This window comes from Streptomyces lydicus, from assembly GCF_001729485.1.
GTDB classification, from domain to species: Bacteria; Actinomycetota; Actinomycetes; order Streptomycetales; family Streptomycetaceae; genus Streptomyces; species Streptomyces lydicus_D.
On record NZ_CP017157.1, the window covers coordinates 624,913 to 647,592 of the forward strand.

General features: G+C 72.2%; 16 protein-coding genes. 6 read left to right on the top strand and 10 right to left on the bottom strand.

Features of this window, described 5'->3' with window-relative positions:
* Window positions 1-60: 60 nt before the first annotated feature.
* Window positions 61-3,138 (top strand): ATP-binding protein, encoded by a 3,078-nt coding sequence (locus SL103_RS02835; RefSeq protein WP_164492744.1) that lies wholly within the window; start codon window positions 61-63, stop codon window positions 3,136-3,138.
* A gap of 134 nt (window positions 3,139-3,272) precedes the next feature.
* Here SL103_RS02835 and SL103_RS02840 read toward each other — a convergent pair whose 3' ends face one another.
* Together SL103_RS02840 and SL103_RS02845 are read right to left on the bottom strand one after the other, a co-directional pair.
* Window positions 3,273-3,527, bottom strand: coding sequence for a hypothetical protein (locus SL103_RS02840; protein WP_033271241.1), 255 nt, complete (start codon window positions 3,525-3,527; stop codon window positions 3,273-3,275).
* 101 nt (window positions 3,528-3,628) lie between these two features.
* Complete coding sequence (locus SL103_RS02845) at window positions 3,629-4,588, bottom strand: D-2-hydroxyacid dehydrogenase family protein (RefSeq protein WP_069567158.1); 960 nt, start codon at window positions 4,586-4,588, stop codon at window positions 3,629-3,631.
* Window positions 4,589-4,929: 341 nt separating this feature from the next.
* On the opposite strand from SL103_RS02845, the gene SL103_RS02850 reads away from it, so the two are divergent.
* Entirely contained in the window at window positions 4,930-6,051 is a 1,122-nt protein-coding gene (locus SL103_RS02850; RefSeq protein WP_069567159.1) for an ADP-ribosylglycohydrolase family protein, read from the top strand.
* A gap of 125 nt (window positions 6,052-6,176) precedes the next feature.
* On the opposite strand, the gene SL103_RS02855 is transcribed toward SL103_RS02850, so the two are convergent.
* The 3 genes from SL103_RS02855 to SL103_RS02865 form a co-directional block, all read right to left on the bottom strand.
* Window positions 6,177-7,844, bottom strand: coding sequence for a sodium:solute symporter family protein (locus SL103_RS02855; RefSeq protein WP_079145530.1), 1,668 nt, complete (start codon window positions 7,842-7,844; stop codon window positions 6,177-6,179).
* Window positions 7,845-8,251: 407 nt separating this feature from the next.
* On the bottom strand, window positions 8,252-9,037 hold the full coding sequence (locus tag SL103_RS02860) for an SDR family oxidoreductase (protein WP_069567160.1): 786 nt from the start codon (window positions 9,035-9,037) through the stop codon (window positions 8,252-8,254).
* A 152-nt stretch (window positions 9,038-9,189) separates the two neighbouring features.
* Window positions 9,190-10,413 carry a PLP-dependent aminotransferase family protein gene (locus SL103_RS02865; protein WP_069573316.1) on the bottom strand — a complete coding sequence of 408 codons (1,224 nt, stop codon included), beginning with the start codon at window positions 10,411-10,413 and terminating at the stop codon, window positions 9,190-9,192.
* A 203-nt stretch (window positions 10,414-10,616) separates the two neighbouring features.
* Here SL103_RS02865 and SL103_RS02870 point away from each other — a divergent pair, with 203 nt between their 5' ends.
* A complete protein-coding gene (locus SL103_RS02870; protein ID WP_069567161.1) occupies window positions 10,617-11,501 on the top strand; it encodes a hypothetical protein in 885 nt (294 codons plus the stop codon).
* Window positions 11,502-11,665: 164 nt separating this feature from the next.
* Here the strand turns inward: SL103_RS02870 and SL103_RS02875 are convergent, their stop codons facing one another.
* The 3 genes from SL103_RS02875 to SL103_RS02885 form a co-directional block, all read right to left on the bottom strand.
* Window positions 11,666-11,875 (bottom strand): DUF397 domain-containing protein, encoded by a 210-nt coding sequence (locus tag SL103_RS02875; protein ID WP_069567162.1) that lies wholly within the window; start codon window positions 11,873-11,875, stop codon window positions 11,666-11,668.
* A gap of 198 nt (window positions 11,876-12,073) precedes the next feature.
* Entirely contained in the window at window positions 12,074-12,940 is an 867-nt protein-coding gene (locus tag SL103_RS02880) for a helix-turn-helix domain-containing protein (RefSeq protein WP_069567163.1), read from the bottom strand.
* 359 nt (window positions 12,941-13,299) lie between these two features.
* A complete protein-coding gene (locus tag SL103_RS02885) occupies window positions 13,300-14,058 on the bottom strand; it encodes a GOLPH3/VPS74 family protein (RefSeq protein WP_069567164.1) in 759 nt (252 codons plus the stop codon).
* Window positions 14,059-14,300: 242 nt separating this feature from the next.
* Between SL103_RS02885 and SL103_RS02890 the strand changes: the two genes are divergently transcribed.
* The 3 genes from SL103_RS02890 (at window position 14,301) to SL103_RS02900 (ending at window position 20,046) form a co-directional block, all read left to right on the top strand.
* A complete protein-coding gene (locus tag SL103_RS02890; RefSeq protein ID WP_069567165.1) occupies window positions 14,301-17,393 on the top strand; it encodes a serine hydrolase in 3,093 nt (1,030 codons plus the stop codon).
* A 223-nt stretch (window positions 17,394-17,616) separates the two neighbouring features.
* The gene (locus SL103_RS02895) at window positions 17,617-19,041 is read left to right on the top strand and encodes a glycosyltransferase family 39 protein (protein WP_432215386.1); all 1,425 of its coding nucleotides are present in this window, start codon (window positions 17,617-17,619) and stop codon (window positions 19,039-19,041) included.
* A 174-nt stretch (window positions 19,042-19,215) separates the two neighbouring features.
* Window positions 19,216-20,046 (top strand): isocitrate lyase/PEP mutase family protein, encoded by an 831-nt coding sequence (locus SL103_RS02900; RefSeq protein WP_069567167.1) that lies wholly within the window; start codon window positions 19,216-19,218, stop codon window positions 20,044-20,046.
* An 85-nt stretch (window positions 20,047-20,131) separates the two neighbouring features.
* Here the strand turns inward: SL103_RS02900 and SL103_RS02905 are convergent, their stop codons facing one another.
* Window positions 20,132-20,416 (bottom strand): hypothetical protein, encoded by a 285-nt coding sequence (locus SL103_RS02905; protein ID WP_069567168.1) that lies wholly within the window; start codon window positions 20,414-20,416, stop codon window positions 20,132-20,134.
* A 190-nt stretch (window positions 20,417-20,606) separates the two neighbouring features.
* Window positions 20,607-22,559: a DNA helicase RecQ gene (recQ, locus tag SL103_RS02910; RefSeq protein WP_208870016.1), complete on the bottom strand. Its 1,953-nt coding sequence runs from the start codon at window positions 22,557-22,559 to the stop codon at window positions 20,607-20,609.
* Window positions 22,560-22,680 lie beyond the last annotated feature (121 nt).

Genomic DNA, 22,680 nt, shown 5'->3' on the forward strand with positions numbered 1-22,680 from the left:
TGCGAGAGCAGGCAGCAAGCCGGCGGGCGGCACCAGCCGTCGTGAACGGGGGTGGACAGGATGGAGCGCAGCAGGCCGTCGCGGCAGGAACTGATCCGGCAGCGACGACGGGCCGGGTTCGTCGGGCGACGGGCGGAGATCGAGAACTTCCGGGCCAACTTCGCCCGCGACGTGACAGATCCGGGACAGCAGTTCCTGTTCCATGTGCACGGCCAGGCAGGCGTCGGAAAGACGTCCCTGATCCGGCAGTTCGAGGAGACCGCCCGCGAGCAGGGCGCACCGACCGCGTACGTCGACGAGTCGGCGCACACCGTCCCCGAGGCGATGGCGGCCGTCAGCCGCCAACTGGCCGCCCAGGGACATCCCTTGAAGGTGTTCGACAAACTCCTCGCCACCTACCGGGAACGACGGCACGAGGCGGAGGCGGTGGCCGTCGCCGCGCAGGGGCCGCCCGGCGCGGGGGACGCGGACGGTGACGCCCAGGGGAGCGGCCCGTCGCCCGGCAGCATGATCGCGGCGCAGGCGGGACTCGCCGCCCTCGGGCTGCTGCCCGGCGTCGGGGCCGTCACCGGGGCGCTGGACGCCCGGCAGATGGCGCGCGGCGCGGACCGGCTGCGGGGACTGCTCAGCGCCCGGCTGCGCAATCACGACGACGTCGAGCTGGTGATGGAGCCGGTGGCGGCCCTGACGCCGGTGTTCCTCCGTGAGATGGGTGCCGTCGCCGACGAGGTGCCCTGGCTGGCCCTCTTCTTCGACACCTACGAACGGACCGGCCCGCTGCTCGACACCTGGCTGCGCGACGTCCTGGTCAGCGACCGGTACGGTCCGCTGGCGCCCAACGTGGTGGTGACGCTGGCCGGCCAGACCGCCCTGGACCACCGCTGCTGGGCCGACCACCTCGACTGCGTGGCGGAGCTGCCGCTGGACGCCTTCACCGAGGCCGAGGCACGGCAGTACCTGGCGACCAGGGACATCGTGGACGAACGCATCGTCGAGGTGGTGCTACGGCTGTCCGGCGGGCTGCCGGTGCTGGTGTCGACCCTCGCCGAGAACCGCCCCCGGGCCGCGGAGGCCGTCGACGATCCCAGCGACACGGCCGTCGAGCGCTTCCTGAAGTGGGAGACGGACCCCGTCCGCCGGGAGGCGGCACTCGCTGCCGCGCTGCCCCGCTCCCTCGACGAGGACGTCTTCCGGACCGCGGTGGACCCGGCCGCCGCCGGGCACTTCGGCTGGCTGTGCGGACTGCCCTTCGTGACCGGCCGGTCGGGCCGCCGGCAGTACCACGAGGTGGTGCGCACGGCGATGCTGCGCCTCCAGCGTCGCCGGTCCCCGCAGACCTGGACGGCCCGGCACCGCCGGCTCGCCGAGGCCGCGCGGGACCGCCGCAGGGAGTGCGCCGACGACAACGACCCGGCGCGGTCCTGGGGCGAGGAACGCTGGGTGGAGCAGCGTCTGCGGGAGACGTATCACGCCCTCTGCGCGGATCCGCACGCCGCGATCGACGAGGCGCTGGCCGACGTGCGGGACGCGGCCGAGTACGAAGGGCCCGTGGTGCGCCGGGTGGCCGAGGGCATCCGGCAGGCCGGCGAGGACGCCGACGCCCCCGAGGTCAGGGAGTGGGGCGAGCGGCTGGTCGCCGCCTGCGCGGAGGAGGGCGGCGGCCTGGCCGCGGTGCTGACCGCGCTGCTCGCCCGGCCCGGGCTGGAGGTGGCCGAGCAGGCCCGCATTCACCGCCTCCGGGGCCGCGAATACCGCCTCGCCGAGGCGTGGCCGCAGGCGTTCGCGGACCTCGACCGCTGTCTGGAGCTGACACCGCGCGACGCCGCGGCGCTGCTCGACCGGGGGTTGACCCACCGCTACATGCGCTGCTTCGACCGGGCCGCCGAGGACTACCTCCGCGCCCTGGAGGCCGCGCCGGACTCGGTGGACGCCGCCGCCCAGCTCGGCGAGGCATACCGCCTCATGGGCCGCTTCGAGGAGGCCGTCACCGCGTTCGACGGCGTCCTGGCCCGGCAGCCCCGGCACGCCTTCACCCTCGCCAGCCGGGCCGTCTGCCTGCGACGCCTCGGCCGCCACGGCGAAGCCCTGGCCGGCCTGGCACGCGCCATCGAGATCAACGCGGACTACGCCTGGGCGATGGCCGAACGGGGCGCCACCTACCGCGACACGGGACAGCACGCGCTGGCCCTGGCGGAGTTCGACCGGGCGCTGGAGGTCAACCCCGCCTACGTATGGGCCCACGCCCGCCGAGGAATGACCCTGCGCGCCATGGGCCGCCACGAGGAGGCCCTGACCGCCCTCGGACGCGCGGCCGGACTCCGCCCGGACGACCCCTGGGTGAAGGGCGAGCGCTGCCGCACCTGGCTGGAGATGAAGCGGTACGAAGAGGCACTCGCGGAGGCCGACGAAGCCCTGGCCCTCGCCCCCGGCGACGCCTGGGCCCGTACGGCCCGTGGGCTCGCGTTGTGTGCCCTCGGCCGCTGCGACGAGGCCCGCGCCGAACTCACCACTGCCCTGCAACTCGCCCCGGAATCCTGGCGGATCACGGCCGCACGGGGCAGGACCCACTTGCTCGCGGGCCGTCCGGCGGAGGCACTCACCGACTTCGACCGCGCACTCGCCGCAAGCGGCCCGAACGCCGCGCTCCTCGCCCTCAAGGCCGGGTGCCTGCGCCGCGCCGGAAGCTTCGACGCCGCGCACGAAACGCTGGAGGCGGCACACGGCGCGCTCTCCGCCCATGTGATGGTCCGGTACGAGGCGGCGCTGCTGACCGGGGCACACGAGGGCGTGGACGCGGCCGGGTCCTTGTCCGCCTGGCAGGCGTTGCGGTCCGCAGGCACCGACGACGACCACGGCGGTGGCGGCGGGCACGAAGGTGACCCGTACGGGCTCGCAGGGGCGGCAGCGGCGGTGGCGGGGGTCGTCAGCCGCTGCGCCCTCGGGGACTGGGCGGGAGCCGAGGACGAAACGGCACGGTTGCTGGACGGAGCCGCCTGGGCGGCCGTTGCCGAAACCGAGTTGGGGATACGTGATCTGGCACGGCTGCCGGGAGCGAACGCGGAGAGGCTGGAGGCCGTCCGCAACGGGCTGATACGCAGGATGGCGACTGCGGCCAGCCACCTTGACCCGCCGGGCTGACCTGCCGGACTGACCTGCTGGGCTGATCCGCCGGGCTGACCGGCAGGCCGGGTGCTCCGGCCAGGCCGGCCGGCCGGTTGGCCCGGCTTCGGCCGAACGAACGGCCGCGTCCGGGCGACCGCGCCGGGGCCGCGCTACTCGCCCTCGTATTCGGCCTCGTGCTGGAGGATGCACTGCTGCCACTGCGACAGCGCCTCCTCGCGGTCGCCTCCGCTGTCCTGGGCGGCGACGATCAGCGCATCCGCGGCCATGGCGGCAAGCCGCACCGCGATATGGCAGACATCGCGCTGGGGCAGCGGCCGGAGCAGTTCCACCGCGCCGTCGCTGTCCCCGGAGAGTGCGGAGGCGACGACCGCCATCGTGGTGCGATCCCACTCGTACTCGGACATGGGGAGAGCATGCCCAGCGCGGGGCGTTGCCATCATCGAACGGATAAGCGCCCCGAGGTCGGCGCATACCGCCAGGAACGGGACATGAGGGGGGAGGGCCCTCAGTGCAGTTGTCGGATCGGAGTGCCGGCGAGGAAGGCGGTGATGTTCTCGACGGCCTGTTGGAAGTAGCCCTCGTAGTTGCGGCGGGTGACGTAGCCGAGGTGGGGGAGAGCGAGGACGTTCGGGAGGGTGCGCAGCGGATGGTCGGCGGGCAGCGGTTCCTGGTCGAAGACGTCGAGACCGGCGCCGGCGATCCAGTTCTCGCGCAGCGCCTGGAGCAGCGCGGGCTGGTCGACGATCGCGGCACGGGAGGTGTTGACGAGATAGCTGGTGGGCCGCATACGGCGGAGTTCGCCGGCGCCGAGCAGGCCACGGGTCCGCTCGCCGAGGACGAGGTGCACGGAGACGAAGTCGCTGCTCTCCAGGAGCTCTTCCTTGGTGGTGGCGGCGCGGACACCCGCCTCCGCCGCGCGCTCGGGGGTCAGGTTCCGGCTCCAGGCGACCACGTCCATGCCGAAGGCCAGACCGATCCGGGCGACCCGGGTGCCGATCTTGCCGAGGCCGAGCAGCCCGAGCGTACGGCCGTGCAGATCGGCGCCGAGCGTGCTCTGCCAGGGGCCGCCGGCGCGTAGGGCGGTGTTCTCGGTGACGACGTTGCGGGCCAGGCCGAGGATCAGGGCCCAGGTGAGTTCGACGGGCGGTTCGGTGTTGCTGGCGGTGCCGCAGACGGTGACACCGTGCCGGGCGGCGGCATCCAGATCGATGGAGGCGTTGCGCATTCCGGAGGTGATCAGAAGCCGCAGACGGGGGAGCCGGGCGAGGAGTGAGGCGGGGAACGGCGTGCGCTCACGCATGGCGACCACGATCTCGCAGTCGCCGATCGCCGCGACCACCTCGTCCTCGGAGCGGAAGGGCTGCCGCAGCGTATGGACGTCCACGGCGTCGGACAAGGGCGACCAGTCGGCCATGGAGAGGGCGACGCCCTGGTAGTCGTCGAGTACGGCGCAACGCGGTGTCATGCGGAAGCTCCCGAAGCTGAGGAAAGGACGAGGACGAGGGGGCGAGGACGAGGGCGAGGAGGGGGAGGGGTGGGGTGGGGAGGGGAGGGGGAGAGCAGGTGGCAGAAGGCAGGGGGCCGGCGGTCGGGTGGCGGAGAGTGAACGGTGGTCGGTGGTCGGTTACCGGTTGGAGGGGGAAATCAGCTGCCCCCTCCGCATCCGGACCGTATCGCCCAAAAGCCGCCTAGCCAGCGACTATTCACATACTCACCTGGCCGGAAATTGATCAATCGTGGTCGATTACAGTGCTGCGCCAGGGGCCCCACAAGGCCCCGGGACGTAGTGAGCTTCAGGAGGGCGCAGTGAGCGCAGCGGGAGGCGGCACCGCAATCTGGGGGCGCGCGGAACAGCAGGACTTCCGCAGCCGGGTGCGCGGCTGCCTGCTCGGCGGCGCCATCGGCGACGCGCTGGGCGCCGGTATCGAATTCGACGCGCTCGATGCGATCCGTGAGGCGCACGGCCAGGAGGGCGTGACGGACTTCGTGCCCGCCTTCGGGAGGCGCGGTGCGGTTACCGACGACACCCAGATGACCCTGTTCACCGTCGACGGGCTGATCCGGGCCCAGGTCCGCCGCGACACCGGTGCCTGGCATCCGCCGACCGACATCCACCGCGCCTATCTGCGCTGGGCCACCACCCAGCGCGACTGGGGCCCCGACGAGCGCAAGAAGGACGACGGCTGGCTCGCCCGTGAGGAGTGGCTCTACTCCCGGCGCGCTCCCGGCCGGGCCTGCCTGTCCGGCCTCGGCGACGAGGCGATGGGCACGCTCGAGAGGCCCAAGAACCCCGACTCGAAGGGCTGCGGCGCGGTGATGCGCTCCGCGCCGTTCGGGCTGCTGGTGGGCTGGGAGCCGCAGCTGGTGTTCCAGCTCGCCGTCGAGTGCGCGGCACAGACGCACGGCCATCCCACCGGTTACCTCGCAGCCGGCGCGTTCGCCGTCATCAGCCACTCGCTGGCACGCGGCGAGGACCTCGACGGCGCCGTGCAGAAGGCACTGGCGCATCTGGCCACCCGCCCCGGCCACGAGGAGACCACCGACGCCCTCAAGCGCGCGCTCGGCGCCGTGCGGCAGGGCATGCCGACGCCCGCCCGGGTCGAGTCGCTGGGCGAGGGCTGGACGGCGGAGGAGGCGCTGTCCATAGGTGTGTACTGCGCGCTGGTCGCCGAGGACATGCGGCACGGCCTGCTGCTCGCCGTCAACCACAGTGGCGACAGCGATTCCACCGGCTCCATCTGCGGCAATCTGTTGGGCACGCTGCACGGCGAGACGGCCCTGCCGCCGGAGTGGCTGGTCGAGCTGGAGGGCCGGGAGACGATCCTGCAACTGGCCGACGACTTCTCGATGGAGATGACGCAGGGGCCCGCCCTGCACGGCCCGGCCGGCTCGTCCCCGGGCTGGCTCGCCCGCTACCCGCGCGCCTAGCGCCCCCGCAGCGGGGCGAGCCGCCACGCAACGCACCCGTCGGCCTCACGGCCCGAGCCCCCCGCCCGGGCCCCGCCCGTCTTCCGTCAGCCCGCCAGCCCGCCCCCCCGTCATCCCGTCTTCCATCAGCCCGTCCCCCGCCCGTCCCCTGTCCGTCCGTCTCCCCTCCCCCCGTCTCCCGTCAGACCCTCCGCCCCGGCCGTCTGCTCCGGAATGCCCTCCAGCCCCGTCGCACCGCTGACGCCGGCACCGGCACCGGCGTCCGCCCCGGTCATCGCCCCGGTCACCGCCCAGGCCCCGACCGCGCCGTCGTCGTCGCCCCCGGAGTTGATCCGCGCCAGTACCGCGTCCCGCTCCTCCGTGTCCTCCGGCCGTACGAGGCCGAGCAGGAGGTAGAGCACGAGTGAGGTGGCGACCGGCGAGACGATCTGGATCTGCAACTGCACATCGCCCAGGCCGTAGTTGGTCAGCCAGAAGGCGAACAGGCCGGCCGCCCACGACCCCAGCGCCGCCGTGGGCCCCGACCTGCGGAAGACCCGCAGCATGCCGAGCAGGAACGGGATGGAGATCGGGCCGACCAGTCCGGCGACCCACTTGATGACGACGGTGATGATGTCCTTGAACGTCGGCGAGTTGACCTGCGTCGCTATCGCCATCGACAGCGCCAGGAAGGCGACCGTCGACAACCGCGCGGCCAGCAGCCCCGCCCGGTGCGACCAGGCGCGCGCCCTCGCCGACAGGGCCGGCGCGATGTCGCGGGTGAAGACGGCCGAGATGGCGTTGGCGTCCGACGAGCACATCGCCATCGTGTGGGAGAAGAAGCCGACGATGACCAGCCCCAGCAGGCCGTGCGGCAGCAGGCGTTCGGTCAGCAGCGCGTACGAGTCGGAGGCGTCCGGCTTCTGCGCCTTCACCAGCAGCGGTGCCACCCACATGGGGAAGAAGAGGACGGCGGGCCAGACGAACCACAGCAGTGCCGACAGCCGGGCCGAGCGCTTCGCCTGCCGGGGGCCGGAGGTGGCCATGAAGCGCTGGGCCTGGTTCCACATGCCGCCGCTGTACTCGAAGGTCTTGATGAAGAGGTAGGCGAGCAGGAACGTCAGGGTGTACGGGCCGACGGTCGGCTGGGTGTGGCTGTCCGGCAGCTTGTCCCACACGGTCCACAGCGAGCTGAAACCGCCCAGCTCACCCAGGACGGTGACCAGCATCGCGACGCCGGCCAGCAGCTGGATGACGAACTGTCCCAGCTCGGTGAGGGCGTCGGCCCACAGTCCGCCGACGGTGCAGTACACGCCGGTGGTCAGGCCCGTGATGAGGATGCCCTGGCCGAGCGACATGCCGGTGAAGACGGACAACAGGGTGGCGATGGCCGCCCACTTGGCGCCCACGTCCACGATCTTCAGCAGTACGCCGGACCAGGCCAGCGCCTGCTGCGTCGGCAGGTTGTAGCGGGCCTTGAGGTATTCCAGCGGCGACGCGACACCGAGTCGTGAGCGCAGCCGGTTGAGCCGTCCCGCGAACAGTTGCGCCCCGATGGCGATACCGATCGCGATGGGGAAGGACCAGGTGACGTAAGAGGTGACGCCGTATTGGTAGGCGATACCGGCGTACCCGGTGAACATCACGGCGCTGTAGCCCGACATGTGGTGGGAGATGCCGGACAGCCACCACGGCATCTTGCCGCCGGCGGTGAAGAAGTCGCTGACGTCGTCCACCCTCTTGTGCGACCACACGCCGATCGCGACCATCACGCCGAAGTAGCCGATGAGCACGGCCCAGTCGAGACTGTTCATGCCCCCTCCAGGGGTCCGCCTTGTGAACGTGGGGCACTTCGCCGTGACGTCCTGTGGGGCGGGGTCCCCTTGCGGGAGTGGGGACTTCGGGGATTGAACCGCCGCTTGAGCGGACCGGTCAAGACCATCGTGGGTCATGGATATGAATGGCGATCAGCAAAGCGAACGATTTTACTCCGCCTTGACTCTCGCGGGCGTTGTCCCGCGCCGACCGCCGAACCCACGATGAACGGACACTTCGCCGGGCGCCGTTGACAGGCCCGAACGCACCACCGCACGGAAACGGGATCCGGTGCGGCCACAGCCGAACAAGGAACGGAGGGGGAAGAGATGGGGAGGGGGAGAGAGGGGAGGCGGTGCGGTGCGCAGGGCGGGGCAGGCCCCCGGACCGGCCCTCGCGTGGAGCGCTAGCGCATCAGCTCGCCCGCGTTGACCAGCAGCGACTGGCCCGTGATGGCGCGTGCCCGGTCGGAGGCCAGGAAGACGGCGGTCTCCGCCACGTCCGCGTCCGTCGCCAGCTCGGGCAGTGCCATCCGTTCGGTGAGCCGGGCCAGCACCTCGGCCTCCGGTACGCCCTCGGTGTGCGCCTGGAACCGTACGTACGCCTCGACCGGCGGGCCCCACATCCATCCGGGCTGCACGGTGTTGACCCGTATCCGGTCCGGTCCGAGCTCGCGCGCCAGCGAGTACATCGCGGAGACCAGGCCGCCCTTGGACGCCGCGTACGCCGCCTGCTGGACCTGGGAGGGAGCGGCCACCGACGACTGGGTGCCGATCATCACCACCGAACCGCCGCCCCGCGCCGTCAGCGAGGGCAGGCAGGCCCGGGTCATCCGCAGAGTGCCAAAGAGATTGACGTCCACCACATCGCGCCAGGAGGCGAAGTCGGCGTCCCGCAGGCCGCCGAAGAGCGCGTCGAGCGCGGCGACATGGATCACCGCGTCGATCCCGCCGAACCGCTCCACCGCGAGCGCGGCCAGCGCCACGCACTGCTCCTCGTCGCTGATGTCGGTCGCCCGCCAGGCCGTCCGCTCGCCGGCGGGGTCGATGAGCGCGGCCGACTTGGCGAGGTTCGCCTCCGTACGGGCACCCAGTACCACCGAGGCGCCGTCCCGTACGCACGCCGCCGCGACCTGATGGCCGAGGCCCGCCCCCACGCCCGAGACGACGACGGTCTTGTTCCGCAGCAGCATCTCTGCCTCCTGTCGGGTCGACCCGGCGTATCCGCCAACGGAACTGACGGTGCATCAGGTAGAGGCGTCAGGGTAGGGCGGAGGGCGTCGGAAGGCCAGAGGCGGCGGCGATCCGGTGGGCCGGGACGTGCCGCCCCGGCCCACCGGGGGGCTCACCCCTCGCGGCGGGTGCCCTCCAGCGCCTTGCGCAGGCGGCCCAGGCCCTCGCGGATCTCCTCCGGCGCATGCGTCACGAACGACAGCCGGGCGGCGGTCGGGTCCGGAGCTCCGGCGAAGAACGGCGCCCCGGGGACGTAGGCGACGTCATGCTTGACGACCTCGGGCAGCAGCGCCGCCGCGTCGTACCCCGGGGGCAGCGTCGCCCACACGAACATGCCGCCCGCCGGACGGTTCCACCGCGACCCCTCCGGGAGCGCCGCGGGCAAGCCGTCGATCAGTGCGTCCCGCCGCGCGCGGTAGGCGTCGCGCACCCGCGCCAGATGGCCGTCCAGGTCCGTGACCGCCAAGTACCGGGCGGCGGCGGCTTGATCGATGGTCGAGGTGTGCAGGTCGGCGGCCTGCTTGGCGATGGCGCAGGCCCGTCGCAGCGCGGCCGGCGCCCGCACCGTGCCCAGCCGCAGCCCCGGCGCCATCACCTTGGAGAACGACCCGAGCAGTGCCGTACGGTCCTCGGCCCCCGGGAAGGCCGCCACCCACGGCGCCGGCTCGCCCTCGAAGCGCAGCTCCCCGTACGGGTCGTCCTCGGCGATCCACAGGCCGCGGCGCGCGGCCACCTCCGCGACCGCGGCCCGTCGCTCGGCGGACAGCGTGCGGCCGGTCGGGTTCTGGAAGGTGGGGATGACGTAGAGCAGCTTGGGCCGCTCGCGTGCGGCGATCTCGTCCAGCGCGGCCGGGTCCAGGCCCCCGTCGTCGGTCGGCACCGGCACCACCCGGGCGCCGGCCAACGAGAAGATCTGCAGCGCCGCGAGGTAGCAGGGGTCCTCGACCAGCACCACGTCACCAGGCTCCAGCAGCGCGGTGGCCAGCAGCGACAGGCCCTGCTGGGAACCGGTCGTCACCAGCAGGTCGTCGGCCTCGGTGGGCAGCCCGCGGGCGGAGTAGCGCGCCGCGACGGCCGCCCGCAGCGCCGGATCGCCCTCGGTCGTGGAGTACTGGAGGACCCGCCGCGGCGCTTCGGCGAGCACATGCCGGAAGGCGTCCGCCATGCCCGCCGCGTCGAACAGCTCGGGCGCCGGCAGCCCGCCGGCGAACGATATGACCTCGGGCCGGGCGGTGAGCGCCAGGATGTCGCGTACGGGCGAACTGCCGGTCCGGGCCGCGCGCGCGGCGAGCGCGGGGGCGGGGGTACGGGCCTCGGAAAGGATCACATCCGGCATGTCCGGCATGGCAGCTCCCATCGCTCAGATCTGCGGTTAACCCTCGTTAGCTGCAGATGCCAGGCAGCTTAGGCGCGACGGAAGGTGGTGTGCAGGGGTGCCCGCATGGTGAACGAAGGGTGCACCCGTCCCCGCCCCGCTCCGTCGCCTTCACCTCCCGCACCCCTCCCCTTCTGACGCTTCGTCAGCTACACCTGACTGTCATGACCGCAGACAGCACGGACACACCGGCGGGCGCGGCCGCCGAGCCCGCCGCGGACACCCGGGCCGCCACCTATGCCGAGCTGGCCGCCGTCGGCCCCTACGGCGTGCACCCCGGGCATGCGCTGATCACCATGGTCGAACCGCATCCGGGCCATGAGTACGCCTACAACCGCTGGTACGAGGACGACCACTACATCGCCGGGGCGATGGCGATGCCCTGGATCTTCGCCGGCCGCCGCTGGGTCGCCACCCGCGCCCTGCAACTGCTGCGCTACCCGGAGGAGTCCGCCGTCGCCCGGCCGGTGACGGCCGGCTGCTACCTCTCCACGTACTGGCTCACCGAGGGCCGCTACGACGAGCACATGCGGTGGACCGTCGCCATCAACCGGCGCCTCAACCGGGACGGCCGGATCCACCAGGACCGCACGCACGTCTTCACGGCCTTCCAGGATCATCTGGCGACGGTCTACCGCGACGGCACGGCGGGCCCCCGGGACTTCCACGCGCTGGACCACCCGTACGCGGGGCTGGTGCTGGAGGTGATCGACGCGGCCGGGCCGCGGGAGCGGGCGGAGCTGCTGGCGTGGTTGCGCACCCGGCATCTGCCGCGGCGGCTGGCGGGCTCCCCGGCGGCCATGGTCACGGTCTTCCGGCCCACCCCGCTGCCCGGCGACCGGATGACGTACGTGAAGCAGGTCGAGGGTGTCGAGACCCGGCTGACGCTGCTGTGGTTCCTCCAGCAGGACCCGCGCGAGGGGTGGGCGGAGCACTTCGCGGACCTGGGGCAGGAGGTGGCGGAGTCGGGGCTGGGGCGGGTGGAACTGGTGGCGCCTTTCGTCCCGACCGTCCCGGGGACGGACCGGTACGTGGCCGAATTGCGGTGAATTTCGCTCACGGGGCGTAATGTCCCGGAGATTCGGCGGTCAGGGTTCGGGGTGCTCGCGGGTGGGGCGTTTACGGGTCCGGACAGGGCCGAGCCCCCTCGGCCGGGACGGCGATCCAGTCGAGAGGGCTCGTATCTGCGAAAAGCGGATCGTGAGGGTTCAGGTCACGCCACGTCGAACGTGCCACCGGCGACGTCCGACACGAAGCGGCTCCAGGCGGAGTTGACGAAGGTCAGGCGCGGCCCCTCGGGGTCTTTGGAGTCGCGCACCGCGATGGCAGCGGTGGTGGGGACGGCGATTTCCACGCAGGCGCCGTTGCCACCGGAGTACGAGGACTTGGTCCAGGAGAAGGCGGAATTCGGCTGCACGGCCATGTTCACTCCAGCTCACTCTGAGTTACCGCGGATTCGGTACTGATGACGCTACGCGCCAACATCACGAGCCGCAGAGGCCGTTCACCCGTCCGAATGGCATATTCCTTGATCTCTTTTCACGGGCCAGGGGGCAGGTGTATCGTGCGAACCCTTTCTCCGGAATCCCGGATTCCGCCCGCTTTCCGTGAAGCTCGGGCCTTACCCCCGCGCATCCGCGTGGGATTTCGCCGCCGCCGCGATGAACTCCCTGCTGGCCTCGGCGCTCAGCGCCTGCGCACGCAAATGCTCGTACATGATCGTGTATTTGTGCACATCGTTGGTTTTCTCCAGATAGAGGTCACTGGTGACGCCTTCGATGTACACCACGCTGGAATCGGAGGCGTCGTCGAATTTCAGGATCGAGAACGTTCCCGACATTCCGGCGTGGGCGCCGGTGTCGTACGGAAGGATCTGCACCGTCACGTGCGGCAAATTGCTCATCTCGACGAGATGGTCGAGTTGTTCGCGCATGATCAGGTGGCTGCCGACCACCCGGCGCAGGGCGCTCTCGTCCAGCACCACCCACAGTCGCAGCGGCCGCTCGGGGTCGTTGACCCGCTCCTGGCGGCGCATCCGCACCTGGATGCGCTTCTCCAAGTGGTCCGGCGCCAGTTCGGGGACCGTGCCCGGGATGACGGCCTCGGCGTAGCCGGGGGTCTGCAGCAGGTCCGGCACCAGCAGGGACTCGTAGATCCGCAGTGAGGCGGCCTCGGTCTCCAGACCGATGTAGACGCTGTACGGAATGTCGCCGAAGGCGTGCCACCAGCCCTGCTGGCGCGAATCCTTGGCCATCTGCATCAGCGAATCGACTATGCGGTGGTCCTCGACCTCGTAGACGCCGCACAGGTCTCGGACGTCGCGCTGGCTGATGCTGCGGCGGCCGTTCTCGAGCCTGCTGATCTTCGATTGGGAGACCAGCAGCCGCTCGGCCACCTCTTCCGCCGTCATGCCCTTGAGCTCCCGGAGCCTGCGCAGCTCCTGGCCCAACCGGCGTCGCCTGACGGTGGGGTTGACATTGGACGCCACGGAAAGTGCACCTCCGGCTCCGTACTGCTGTTGTTTCTTCTTCAGCAGACTGCCACTCCGGGGTGACGCCGCGCAGTGAAACGCACACACAAGGCGAGCGGTCATGTGCGCGGGGTGGCGGGCCGGCCGTTGTCCGAAACGGCCGGCCCGCCACCCCGCGCTTCCTGCTGCGGCTCCCGAACGGGACTGTGGGTCCGGTGGTGCGAGTGGTGCGGAGGTGGTGCGGAAGCGGTGCTGACGTGGCCCGGCGCCGGCGCTGAGGGGGCGCCAGGTGTCGTGCACCGGTGGTGCGGAACGCCGTACGTGCGCACTGGTGGTACGAGGGGCGTGCGGCGCGTACGGGCGCGGCCCTCAGGGCGTCAGCGGGCGCCCACGCGAGCCATCCTGCCGTGGCCGTGCCGGGCCTGACCCGGCGCGCCGGCCGGTTCCGCCGCACGGGCCGTCGGCTGCCGGACTGCTCCCGCTCCGGCGGCCTGCGGCCGTCGGGGCTGTGCCGCGGCACCGTTCTGCACGTCCATGACGGCGTGGGCGACCAGCCCGCCCATCGGGTCGTGTCGGATCAGATCCCGGAGACGGGAGCGCGATGACCGCCCTTCGTTCCCTGGGTAGAGGTGCTTGCCGAGTCCGACCGCATGGGCCAGCGCGGCGAGCGCCGCGGTCCGCGGGTCCGGGGGTACGCCGGTGCGGATCGCGTTGTCCAGCCGGGCCCTGATTTCCCGGCTGATGGCCGTCTCCGTCGCTTGGTAGCGCGTCGTCGGCAGCACCCCGCACATCTGGCCCGCCACGGCATGCACCATGCCGCACCGTTCGAGATGCGTGAGGTACGTCTGGCGAAGCCCCAGTCGGGGTCCGCCGATCCAGTGGACCGCCCGCACCGGACTGCCGCGTCGGCGCAGCAGTTCGAGCGCGGAGTCCAGAGTCGGATCTCCTGTCGGCCGTGCCATCACCACGGCGATACGATCCCCGTCTGGGGCTATCCGTCCTGCCAGAGCCAGCTCTACTAGCTGGGCCCCGGCCAGGCCGAGGTCGAGCGACTGCGGCTGCGCTGTGGTGCCCGTCGTCGGGTCCAAAGCGAGCAGCAGAAGCTCCTCCGGAATTGTTCTGCGGCTCCTGCCCATCCATGCCTCCCCGCGTGGATGAATGACAGGGTGACCCCTCTCACATTCATCTGTCGAGAGTGCGTGGGGGGTTCGGTAGGGAACCGGTAGGTATGTCGTTCTCGTCTTGCACGTTGGCGACATCTCTCCGAGGGGTGGGGCGCGTCCCGATTCGCGTGGCGGTTGGGGTGACGTCGCGCGGACACAGGACACTTGGAAACACTGGGCCGGGCAGGGCAGTGCGACGTACGAAGGAGACATCGGTGGCGGGCGAGTCCCCCGACAAGTCGGACAAGAAGCAGTCGTCGGGGGAGGCGGCGCAGAGCGGACGTGATCCGCGGCTGTCGGTCCTCCGTGGGGAGCCGGATGAGCCGGCGACGGAGACCGGGGTTGCTGAGGCAGCTGAGGATTCCGGGACGCCCGGGAAGGGTGAGGGCCCTGAGGCCCCTGAGCGCTCTGAGACGGCCCAGGAGGCCGCTGGGGCCTCCGCGGACGGCGAGGGCGACGGCGAGGCCGGCGACGGCCGTCTGCGGGACGCCGTGGCGGCCTGGGTCGCGGGGAAGGGCGACAAGGACGGCGAGGGCGACGCGGAAGAGGCCGGTGACGGCGGAGACGGCGAGGAGTCCGGCAGCGAGAGCCCCGCCTCCAAGGGCTCCGCGTCCAAGGGCTCCGGGACCAAGGACTCCGGGTCCGAGGCGTCCGGTTCCAAGCAGTCCGGCTCCAAGGCGTCCGGTTCCAAGGCTTCGGTGTCCGAGGGCGGTTCGGAGAAGGCCGGTTCCGCGAAGGCCAGCTCTGAGGAGTCCGGCTCTGAGGGGTCCGGTGCGGTGAAGGGCGACTCCGAGGGTGCCGCCGCAAAGCCGACTGCAAAGTCGGATGCCAAGGCCGGCGCGAAGGGTCAGGCGAAGTCCGCCGTCAAGGCCGGCGCGAAGGGCGAGGCGAAGACGGGCGCGAAGGCGGCAGAGGTCGAGGCCGGGCGTGACGCGGCGGCCGAAGCCGAGACGGACGCCAAGGCCGAGGCCGAGACGGACGCCAAGGCCGAGGCCGAGACGGGCGCCAAGGCTGGGGCCAAGTCCGGGGTCGAGTCCGGGGCGAAGGTTGACGCCGAGCCCGGGGCCAAGGCTGAGCGCAAGGTTGTTGATCAGCCGACGGCCGTGTTCAAGACCGTCGGGGCGCAGAAGGGTGCGTCCGGCGCCGAGGGTGACGCGAAGGCTGACGACGCGGCCGGCGAATCGGGCGGCGGTGAGGCCGAGGACGACGGGTCGGCGGTCGATGAAGCCACCCGGGTGTTCGCTGTCGCGAAGGGCAAGGGGAAGCCTGCCTCGGGCGAGGCGGTCGACCAGGCGACCACCGCGTTCAAGATCAACCCGCCCGCCAAGGGCCGGTCCGCGGAGCAGAGCAAGGACACGTCCGCGGAGCAGAGCAAGGACACGTCCGCGGAGCAGGCCAACGGCAAGGCCGCGGAGGGCCCCAAGGGTGCGCCCGGTGCCAAGGACGCGGACGAGGCCGCGTCCAAGGACAAGGCGAAGGGCAAGGACGCGGACGAGGCCGCTTCCAAGGGCAAGGACAAGGGCAAGGACGAGGCCAAGGGTTCCAAGGGTGCGTCCGGCGCCAAGGGCGGTGGTTCCGTTGCCGAGAGCGACGCGGAGCGCACCAGTCAGTTCGTCGCGCTGAAGCGGGACGACGACTCCGCCGCCGGGCGGTCGCTGGGCAAGACGGCGCCCAGGACCCCGGCCCGTACGCCGGGCAAGGACACGCCCAAGGAGCCGGCCAAGGAGACCCCGAAGGACGCGGCCAAGGGCGCGACCAAGGGGGCTACCAAGGACGCGGCCCAGGACGCGCCCGCGGAGACGTCGAAGGGGGCGGACAAGCCGGCAGGTAAGGCATCGGGTGCGAGCGGCAAGGCCGCCGCCGCTGCCGGAGCGCTGCCGGCTGCCGCGCCCGCCAAGCCGAGCACGCCGCAGAAGCCCGCCGACCGGCCCGGTGCCATGCCGCCGGCCGCCGACGCGGGTGCCGCCGCCGCCCCGGCCGGGCTGCCCGAGTCGGAGCGGACCAAGCAGCAACCCCTGCCCCCGCTCGACCTGCTGGCAAAGCTCACCAACACCCCGCCGCCGCCCGAGACCCCGCTGCGCAACGTCGTCCGCCGGTTCAAGATCTGGACCCCGCTGGCGGTGCTGCTGGCGATCATCTTCGTGGTGGTCCAGAGCGTGCGCCCGTTGCCCGAGCCCGCGCTCGCCGTCGGCGGCTCGGCCGCGTTCACCTTCGACGGCGGCAAGCTCTCGGTGCCGTGGCCCGACCAGGGCCAGGCCGCCGTCTCGGTCGTCGGCGTCGGCAGCCTGGGCACGTCCGGCCAGGCCAAGCCCGTGCCGACCGCGAGCGTCGCCAAGGTGATGACCGCGTACGTGCTGCTGCGCGACCACCCGCTCAAGAAGGGTGAGAAGGGCCAGACGATCACGATCGACGCGCAGGGTGAGGCGGACTCCCAGAAGAAGGACGAGTCGCGCGTTCCGCTCAAGAAGGACCAGCAGTTCAACCAGTACCAGATGCTGCAGATGCTGATGATCCCCTCGGGGAACAACGTCGCGCGGCAGCTGGCCCGTTGGGATGCCGGTTCCGAGGGGGCGTTCGTGAAGAAGATGAACGACGCCGCCAAGAAGCTGGGTATGTCCAAGACGACGTACACCGACCCCAGCGGCCTGGACAAGGCGACCGTGAGCACCGCCGTCGACCAGCTCAAGCTCGCCGAGCAGGTCATGAAGAACGACGCGTTCCGGGAGGTCGTGCGCACCGAGAACGTCCAGATCGCGGGCCTGCCGGAGAAGATCTACAACAACAACAGCCTGCTCACGACCATGGCGGGCCAGGTCGCCGGCATCAAGACCGGATCGAGCACCCCGGCCGGCGGCACGTTCATGTGGGCGAGCTACCGCACCGTCGGCGGCAAGGACCAGCTGATCCTCGGCGTGACGATGGACCAGCACACCAACAGCCCCGACCCCAACGCGCAGCTCGGACTGGTGCTGAGCAACACCGAGAAGGTGATCACCGCGGCCCGGGGGGCGCTGGTCTCGGACACGGTGGTGAAGAAGGGGCAGGTCGTCGGGTACGTGGACGACGGCCTCGGCGGTCAGACGCCGGTCGTGGCGACCAAGGACCTGTCGGCGGTCGGCTGGCCCGGCATGAAGGCGACCTTCGCCATGAGCAACGGCGGCAAGGCCGTCCCCCACGAGGCGAAGGCCGGTACCACCGTCGGTGTGCTGACGGTCGGCAACGGCGAGAGCACCCAGAAGGTGCCGGTCGCCCTCAAGGAGGACCTGGTCGAGCCGTCGTTCGGAGCGAAGCTGACCCGGATCGGCTGAGCCGGCCCGGGCTGCGGCAACGGCCCGGCGAAGATCCACGCGGCGCGCCCGGAACCCGGGCGCGCCGCCATTTACAGTGTGCTTGCCCGTGTCTCCTCCGTCCCGTATGCGACCGGAGTCCGTCATCGACGCAGCGCAAGCACCCCCCGCGTACGCGTCCGCCGTGCCCGCCCGTGGTGAGTGGGCGGCACGGGGGACGGTGGTCCTGGTGCCCTCGGGGCTGATGCTGTTCCTGGGGGCGTGGGGCATCCGCCGGCAGGACGCGGTATGGCGGGACGAGGCGGTCACCTACGACATGGCGCACCGCCGCCTGGCCGATCTGTGGCCCACGCTCCAGCACGTCGATGTCGTCCACGGCCTGTACTACGCGCTGATACACCTCTGGTTCCGCGTCTACGAGAGCACTCCGGTGGGCGCCCTGGGCGACGTGATCGGCCTGCGGCTGCCGTCCGTGGCCGCCATGACCGCCGCCGCGGCGGGCGTCGCCCTGCTGGGGCAGCGCCTGGTCGGGCGGCGGGCCGGGCTGCTCGCCGGTCTCACCTTCGCGCTGGTCCCGGTCGTGCAGCAGTACGCCCAGGAGGGCCGCTCGTACGCGGCGGTCTGCGCGCTGGTCGTCTGGGCGACGTATCTGCTGGTGCCGGCCGCCGCCCGGCCGCCGCGCGGAACGCTGTGGCCGGGCTACACGGCGCTGATGCTGTGCGCCTGCCTCATACACGAGTTCGCGTCGCTGGCGCTGGCCGCGCACGGTGCCGCGCTGGTGCTCGCCCCTGTGCCGCGCCGGGTGCTGCGCGCCTGGGCCCTGTGCTGCCTGACCGTCCTCGCGGCGCTGGCGCCGCTGGCCGTGTACAGCAGCCGGCAGTCCGCGCAGATCAGCTGGCTGATGTGGCCGGACCCGCTGCAGTTGCTGACGTTCGCCGTCCTCGCGGTGCTCGGCATCGCCTGCGCCCGCGTGCCGGTGCGCTCCCGCGGCCCGGTCGGCCTGCGGGCGCTGGGCATTCCCCTCCTGCTCCTGCCCACCCTCCTGCTGCTGCTCCTCTCGCACGTCGAGCCGGCCTACGTCGACCGCTACGTCCTCTACTACGTCGTGGGGTTCGCGCTGCTCGCCGGGGCCGCGCTGGCCCGGCTGCTGCGTCCGGCCGGCGAACAGGGCCAGACCCGCGCCCGGCGGCTGCGCAGAAGCCTCGCGGTGGCGGCGGCGGTGGCCGCGCTGCTGCCCGTCAACGTCCATCTGCGCAGCCCCGACAGCCGGGTCGACGACGTCACCGCGGTCGCCGAGGCCGTGCGCGCGCAGGCCCGGCCCGGCGACGGCCTGCTGTTCATGCCGGCCCGGCGGCGGATCTGGCGGGCCACCCTCCCGCACGACTTCCGCGGGCTGACCGACCTCGCCCTGGCCAGGAGCCCGCTGGCCTCCCACACCCTCTACGGCACCGAACGCACCGGTGACGCCATCCACGACCGGATACTGACCGTCCGCCGGATCATCGTCGCGAGCGACCCCGACGGCCGGCCCACCGACAACAGTGACCAGGAGATCGCCAAGCGCAGCACGCTGCGCGACGCGTTCGAGCGCTGCGCCGGCACGGACATCCACGGTGCCCGGGTCACGGTGTACGGGCGGCGGCCGGGGGCGTGCGCGGGGCTGGGGTAGCGGCGGCGGCGCGCCCGGGGGCACCCGGGGGCACCCGGGGGCGTGGCGGCGGGGCCGTGGCGGAACGGGGCGGGGGCCGTGCGGGCGGGTGCTGTACGCCGGAGTGGTCATCGCGCCCCGGCCCGCCGCGAGTCTTCGGTGGCTACGGCGGGCAGACATGCCTACGGTGCCGGTATGAGTAGCTCCCCGGAGTACGCCACCTTCCATTTCCACGCGCTGCACCACGCCGACCAGCCGCTGCTGCTGCCCAACGCCTGGGATGTCGCCTCGGCCGTCGTGCTCGCCGGAGCCGGATATCCGGCGGTCGGCACGACGAGCCTGGGCGTCGCCGCGGCCCACGGCTACCCCGACGGGCGGGCTCTCGCCGAGGCCCGGGACGCGACGCTGGCCCTCGCGCTGCGCCTCAACGGCCGGCTGGAGTGCCCGTACACCGTCGACATCGAGGGCGGGTTCGGCGGGGACGCGGCGCAGGTGGCCAACCTGGCGGGGGAGTTGGCGGAGGCCGGGGCCGCGGGGCTCAATCTGGAGGACGGGCTGCCGGGTGGCGCGGGGCTGCAGGACCCGGCCCGGCAGGCCGAGTTGATCAGCGCCGCGAAGGAGCGGGCGCCGGGGCTGTTCCTCAACGCCCGGATCGACACCCACTGGCTGGTGGACGCCCCGCCGCCGCTGTCGGAGACGCTTGCCCGCGCCGAGAGCTATCTGGCCGCGGGCGCGGACGGGATCTTCGTCCCCGGGGTGGTCACCGACGAGGACGTAGCGGTGCTGGTCGCCGAGGTGCCGGCGCCGGTGAACATCCTCTTCACCCCGGGCCGGCACACCCTCGGCCGGCTGGCGGAGCTGGGGGTGCGCCGCATCAGCACCGGCTCGCTGCTCTTCCGTACGGCGCTGCAGGCCGCGCTCGGGGCGGCGGAGGCCATCCGGGAGGGGCGGGAGCTGCCGGATGTGACCGGGACCGGCGGCGGGGTGCTGGGGTACGCGGACGTGCAGCGGATGCTGGGGGAGTAGCGGCCGCTCCCGGTGGCCGGGCGACGCTCCGGCCGCGGGTTTCCGGCGGCCGGTCCGTACGCAGGGCCGGCCGGTCCGGGGCGGATCAGATCCGGCGGCCGCGGTCGGCGTGCCGCCGGCGGTGCACGACGGCGGCCGCGCCCACCATGCCCAGCGCGCCGGCGCCGCCGATGAGGCCCGCCTTGGGCAGGTGACCGGCCTTCTCGGCCAGTCCGGCCAGCCCGTTGTCGGGCAGCATGATCGACGTCCGGCTCTCCGTGGGCGCGGTGGAATCGGCGGCGAAGGCGGCGCCCGCGGGAAGCAGCAGGACGGCCAGCGCACCGGTCGCGACGGCGGCGGTACGGATCATGGAGCGGCTCGGGGTCCGCATGGGTACTCCTCGTCGGGGGCGGCACGGGCCGCCCGATAGGGGCGCGGTACGGCACAGCAGGGTACGGAGCGTCCTTAACGGCAACCCGTACGTTGTGTAACAGCCAGCAAGATCTCTGGCACCGGTCGTGTGAAGGACCGCCCTGTGCGGCCCGCTCAAAGGCCGCACAGGGGGGCAAAGCGCCGAGGGCTCACCAGTCGATGTCGTCCGGCGGCTCGGGCAGTGCCTCTTCGTCCGCCGGCTCGGGCTCGGCTGCCGCGGCCCGGCCCGCGGGCGCGGCCGCCGGGGCCTCCCCGCCGTCGCCGCCGTCGCCGCCGGCCAGGACGTCCAGGATCTGCTGCCCGTACTTCGCGAGCTTGTTCTCGCCGACGCCGTTGACCGCGCCCAGTGCGGCGACCGTCGCCGGCCGGGCGGTGGCGATCTCCCGGAGCGTGGCGTCGTGGAAGATCACATACGCGGGGACGCCCTGCTCCTTGGCCGTACGCCCCCGCCAGCCGCGCAGCGCCTCGAAGACCGGCAGCGCCTCCTCGGGCAGGTCCACCGGCGCCCGCTTGCCCGACGACTTGGACCGGGCCGCCCGCGCGGGCTTCTCCGGCTCCCGCCGCATCGGCACCTCGCGCGCGCCGCGCAGCACCTCGCCGCTGGTGTCCGTGAGCACGAGGGTGCCGTAGTCACCCTCGACGGCGATCAGGCCCTGTGCCAGCAACTGCCGCACCACGCCCCGCCATTCGGCCTCGCGGAGATCGGCGCCCACCCCGAAGACGCTCAGCTGGTCGTGGTCGAACTGAATGACCTTCGCGGTCTTCTTGCCCATCAGGATGTCGATGAGCTGGCCGGCGCCGAACTTCTGCCCCCGCTCGCGCTGCAGCCGCACCACCGTCGACAGCAGCTTCTGCGCGGGGACCGTGCCGTCCCAGGTCTGCGGGGGCGCCAGGCAGGTGTCGCAGTTGCCGCAGGGGGTGCTCTCCTGGCCGAAGTAGGCCAGCAGCCGGACCCGCCGGCACTGCACCGTCTCGCACAGCGCCAGCATCGCGTCGAGGTGCGCCGACAGCCGCCGGCGGTGCGCCTCGTCGCCCTCCGACCCGTCGATCATCTTGCGCTGCTGCACCACGTCCTGGAGGCCGTACGCCAGCCAGGCCGTCGACGGCTGGCCGTCGCGCCCGGCGCGGCCGGTCTCCTGGTAGTAGCCCTCCACCGACTTCGGCAGGTCCAGGTGCGCCACGAACCGCACGTCCGGCTTGTCGATGCCCATGCCGAAGGCGATGGTGGCCACCACGACCAGCCCGTCCTCCCGCAGGAAGCGCGCCTGGTTCGCGGCGCGGGTGCGGGCGTCGAGGCCGGCGTGGTACGGCACCGCCTCGATGCCGTTGTCCACCAGGAACTGCGCGGTCTTCTCCACCGAGGCGCGCGAGAGGCAGTAGACGATGCCCGCGTCGCCCGGGTGCTCCCCGCGCAGCAGCTCCAGCAGCTGCCGCTTCGGGTCGCTCTTGGTCGCGATCCGGTACTGGATGTTCGGCCGGTCGAAGCTGGCGACGAAGTGCCGGGCGTCCGCCATCCGCAGCCGGCTGCTGATCTCACTGTGGGTGGCCTCGGTGGCGGTGGCGGTCAGCGCGATCCGCGGCACCTCGGGCCAGCGCTCGTGCAGCATCGACAGCGCCAGGTAGTCCGGCCGGAAGTCGTGGCCCCACTGGGCGACGCAGTGTGCCTCGTCGATCGCGAACAGTGAGATCTTGCCGCGGTCCAGCAGGCTCAGCGTCTGCTCCACCCGCAGCCGCTCCGGTGCGAGGTAGAGCAGATCCAGCTCTCCGGAGAGGAACTCGGCCTCGACCAGCCGCCGCTCCTCCAGGTCCTGCGTCGAATTGAGGAAACCGGCCCGCACACCGAGCGCCCGCAGGGCGTCGACCTGGTCCTGCATCAGGGCGATCAGCGGCGAGATCACCACCCCGACACCGCTTCTGACCAGCGAGGGAATCTGGTAACACAGCGATTTGCCGCCACCGGTCGGCATCAGGACGACGGCGTCCCCGCCGCCTATGACGTGCTCGATGATCTCCTGCTGACTGCCGCGGAACGCGTCGTAGCCGAAGACCCGGCGCAGCACCTGCACCGCCTCGCCCGCCTCGGGAGCGCCTTCCACATCCATGTCCACGACCATTTCCACGTCCGCCTGAGCCATCCCTGAAGCCTACGAGCTTCGCGGAGTGCTCTGCCGGGGCCTGTGGACAACCGTGGTGATTGAGCCGGAACGCACGCTGGGCCGAACG

What these genes read in the sequence shown, in the direction of transcription:
- SL103_RS02835 (WP_164492744.1), top strand. Translation starts at nt 61, where the DNA reads ATGGAGCGCAGCAGGCCGTCGCGGCAGGAACTGATCCGGCAGCGACGA.
- SL103_RS02840 (WP_033271241.1), bottom strand. Translation starts at nt 3,527, where the DNA reads ATGTCCGAGTACGAGTGGGATCGCACCACGATGGCGGTCGTCGCCTCC.
- SL103_RS02845 (WP_069567158.1), bottom strand. Translation starts at nt 4,588, where the DNA reads ATGACACCGCGTTGCGCCGTACTCGACGACTACCAGGGCGTCGCCCTC.
- SL103_RS02855 (WP_079145530.1), bottom strand. Translation starts at nt 7,844, where the DNA reads ATGAACAGTCTCGACTGGGCCGTGCTCATCGGCTACTTCGGCGTGATG.
- SL103_RS02860 (WP_069567160.1), bottom strand. Translation starts at nt 9,037, where the DNA reads ATGCTGCTGCGGAACAAGACCGTCGTCGTCTCGGGCGTGGGGGCGGGC.
- SL103_RS02865 (WP_069573316.1), bottom strand. Translation starts at nt 10,413, where the DNA reads ATGCCGGATGTGATCCTTTCCGAGGCCCGTACCCCCGCCCCCGCGCTC.
- SL103_RS02870 (WP_069567161.1), top strand. Translation starts at nt 10,617, where the DNA reads ATGACCGCAGACAGCACGGACACACCGGCGGGCGCGGCCGCCGAGCCC.
- SL103_RS02875 (WP_069567162.1), bottom strand. Translation starts at nt 11,875, where the DNA reads ATGGCCGTGCAGCCGAATTCCGCCTTCTCCTGGACCAAGTCCTCGTAC.
- SL103_RS02885 (WP_069567164.1), bottom strand. Translation starts at nt 14,058, where the DNA reads ATGGGCAGGAGCCGCAGAACAATTCCGGAGGAGCTTCTGCTGCTCGCT.
- SL103_RS02895 (WP_432215386.1), top strand. Translation starts at nt 17,617, where the DNA reads ATGCTGTTCCTGGGGGCGTGGGGCATCCGCCGGCAGGACGCGGTATGG.
- SL103_RS02900 (WP_069567167.1), top strand. Translation starts at nt 19,216, where the DNA reads ATGAGTAGCTCCCCGGAGTACGCCACCTTCCATTTCCACGCGCTGCAC.
- SL103_RS02905 (WP_069567168.1), bottom strand. Translation starts at nt 20,416, where the DNA reads ATGCGGACCCCGAGCCGCTCCATGATCCGTACCGCCGCCGTCGCGACC.
- recQ (WP_208870016.1), bottom strand. Translation starts at nt 22,559, where the DNA reads ATGGATGTGGAAGGCGCTCCCGAGGCGGGCGAGGCGGTGCAGGTGCTG.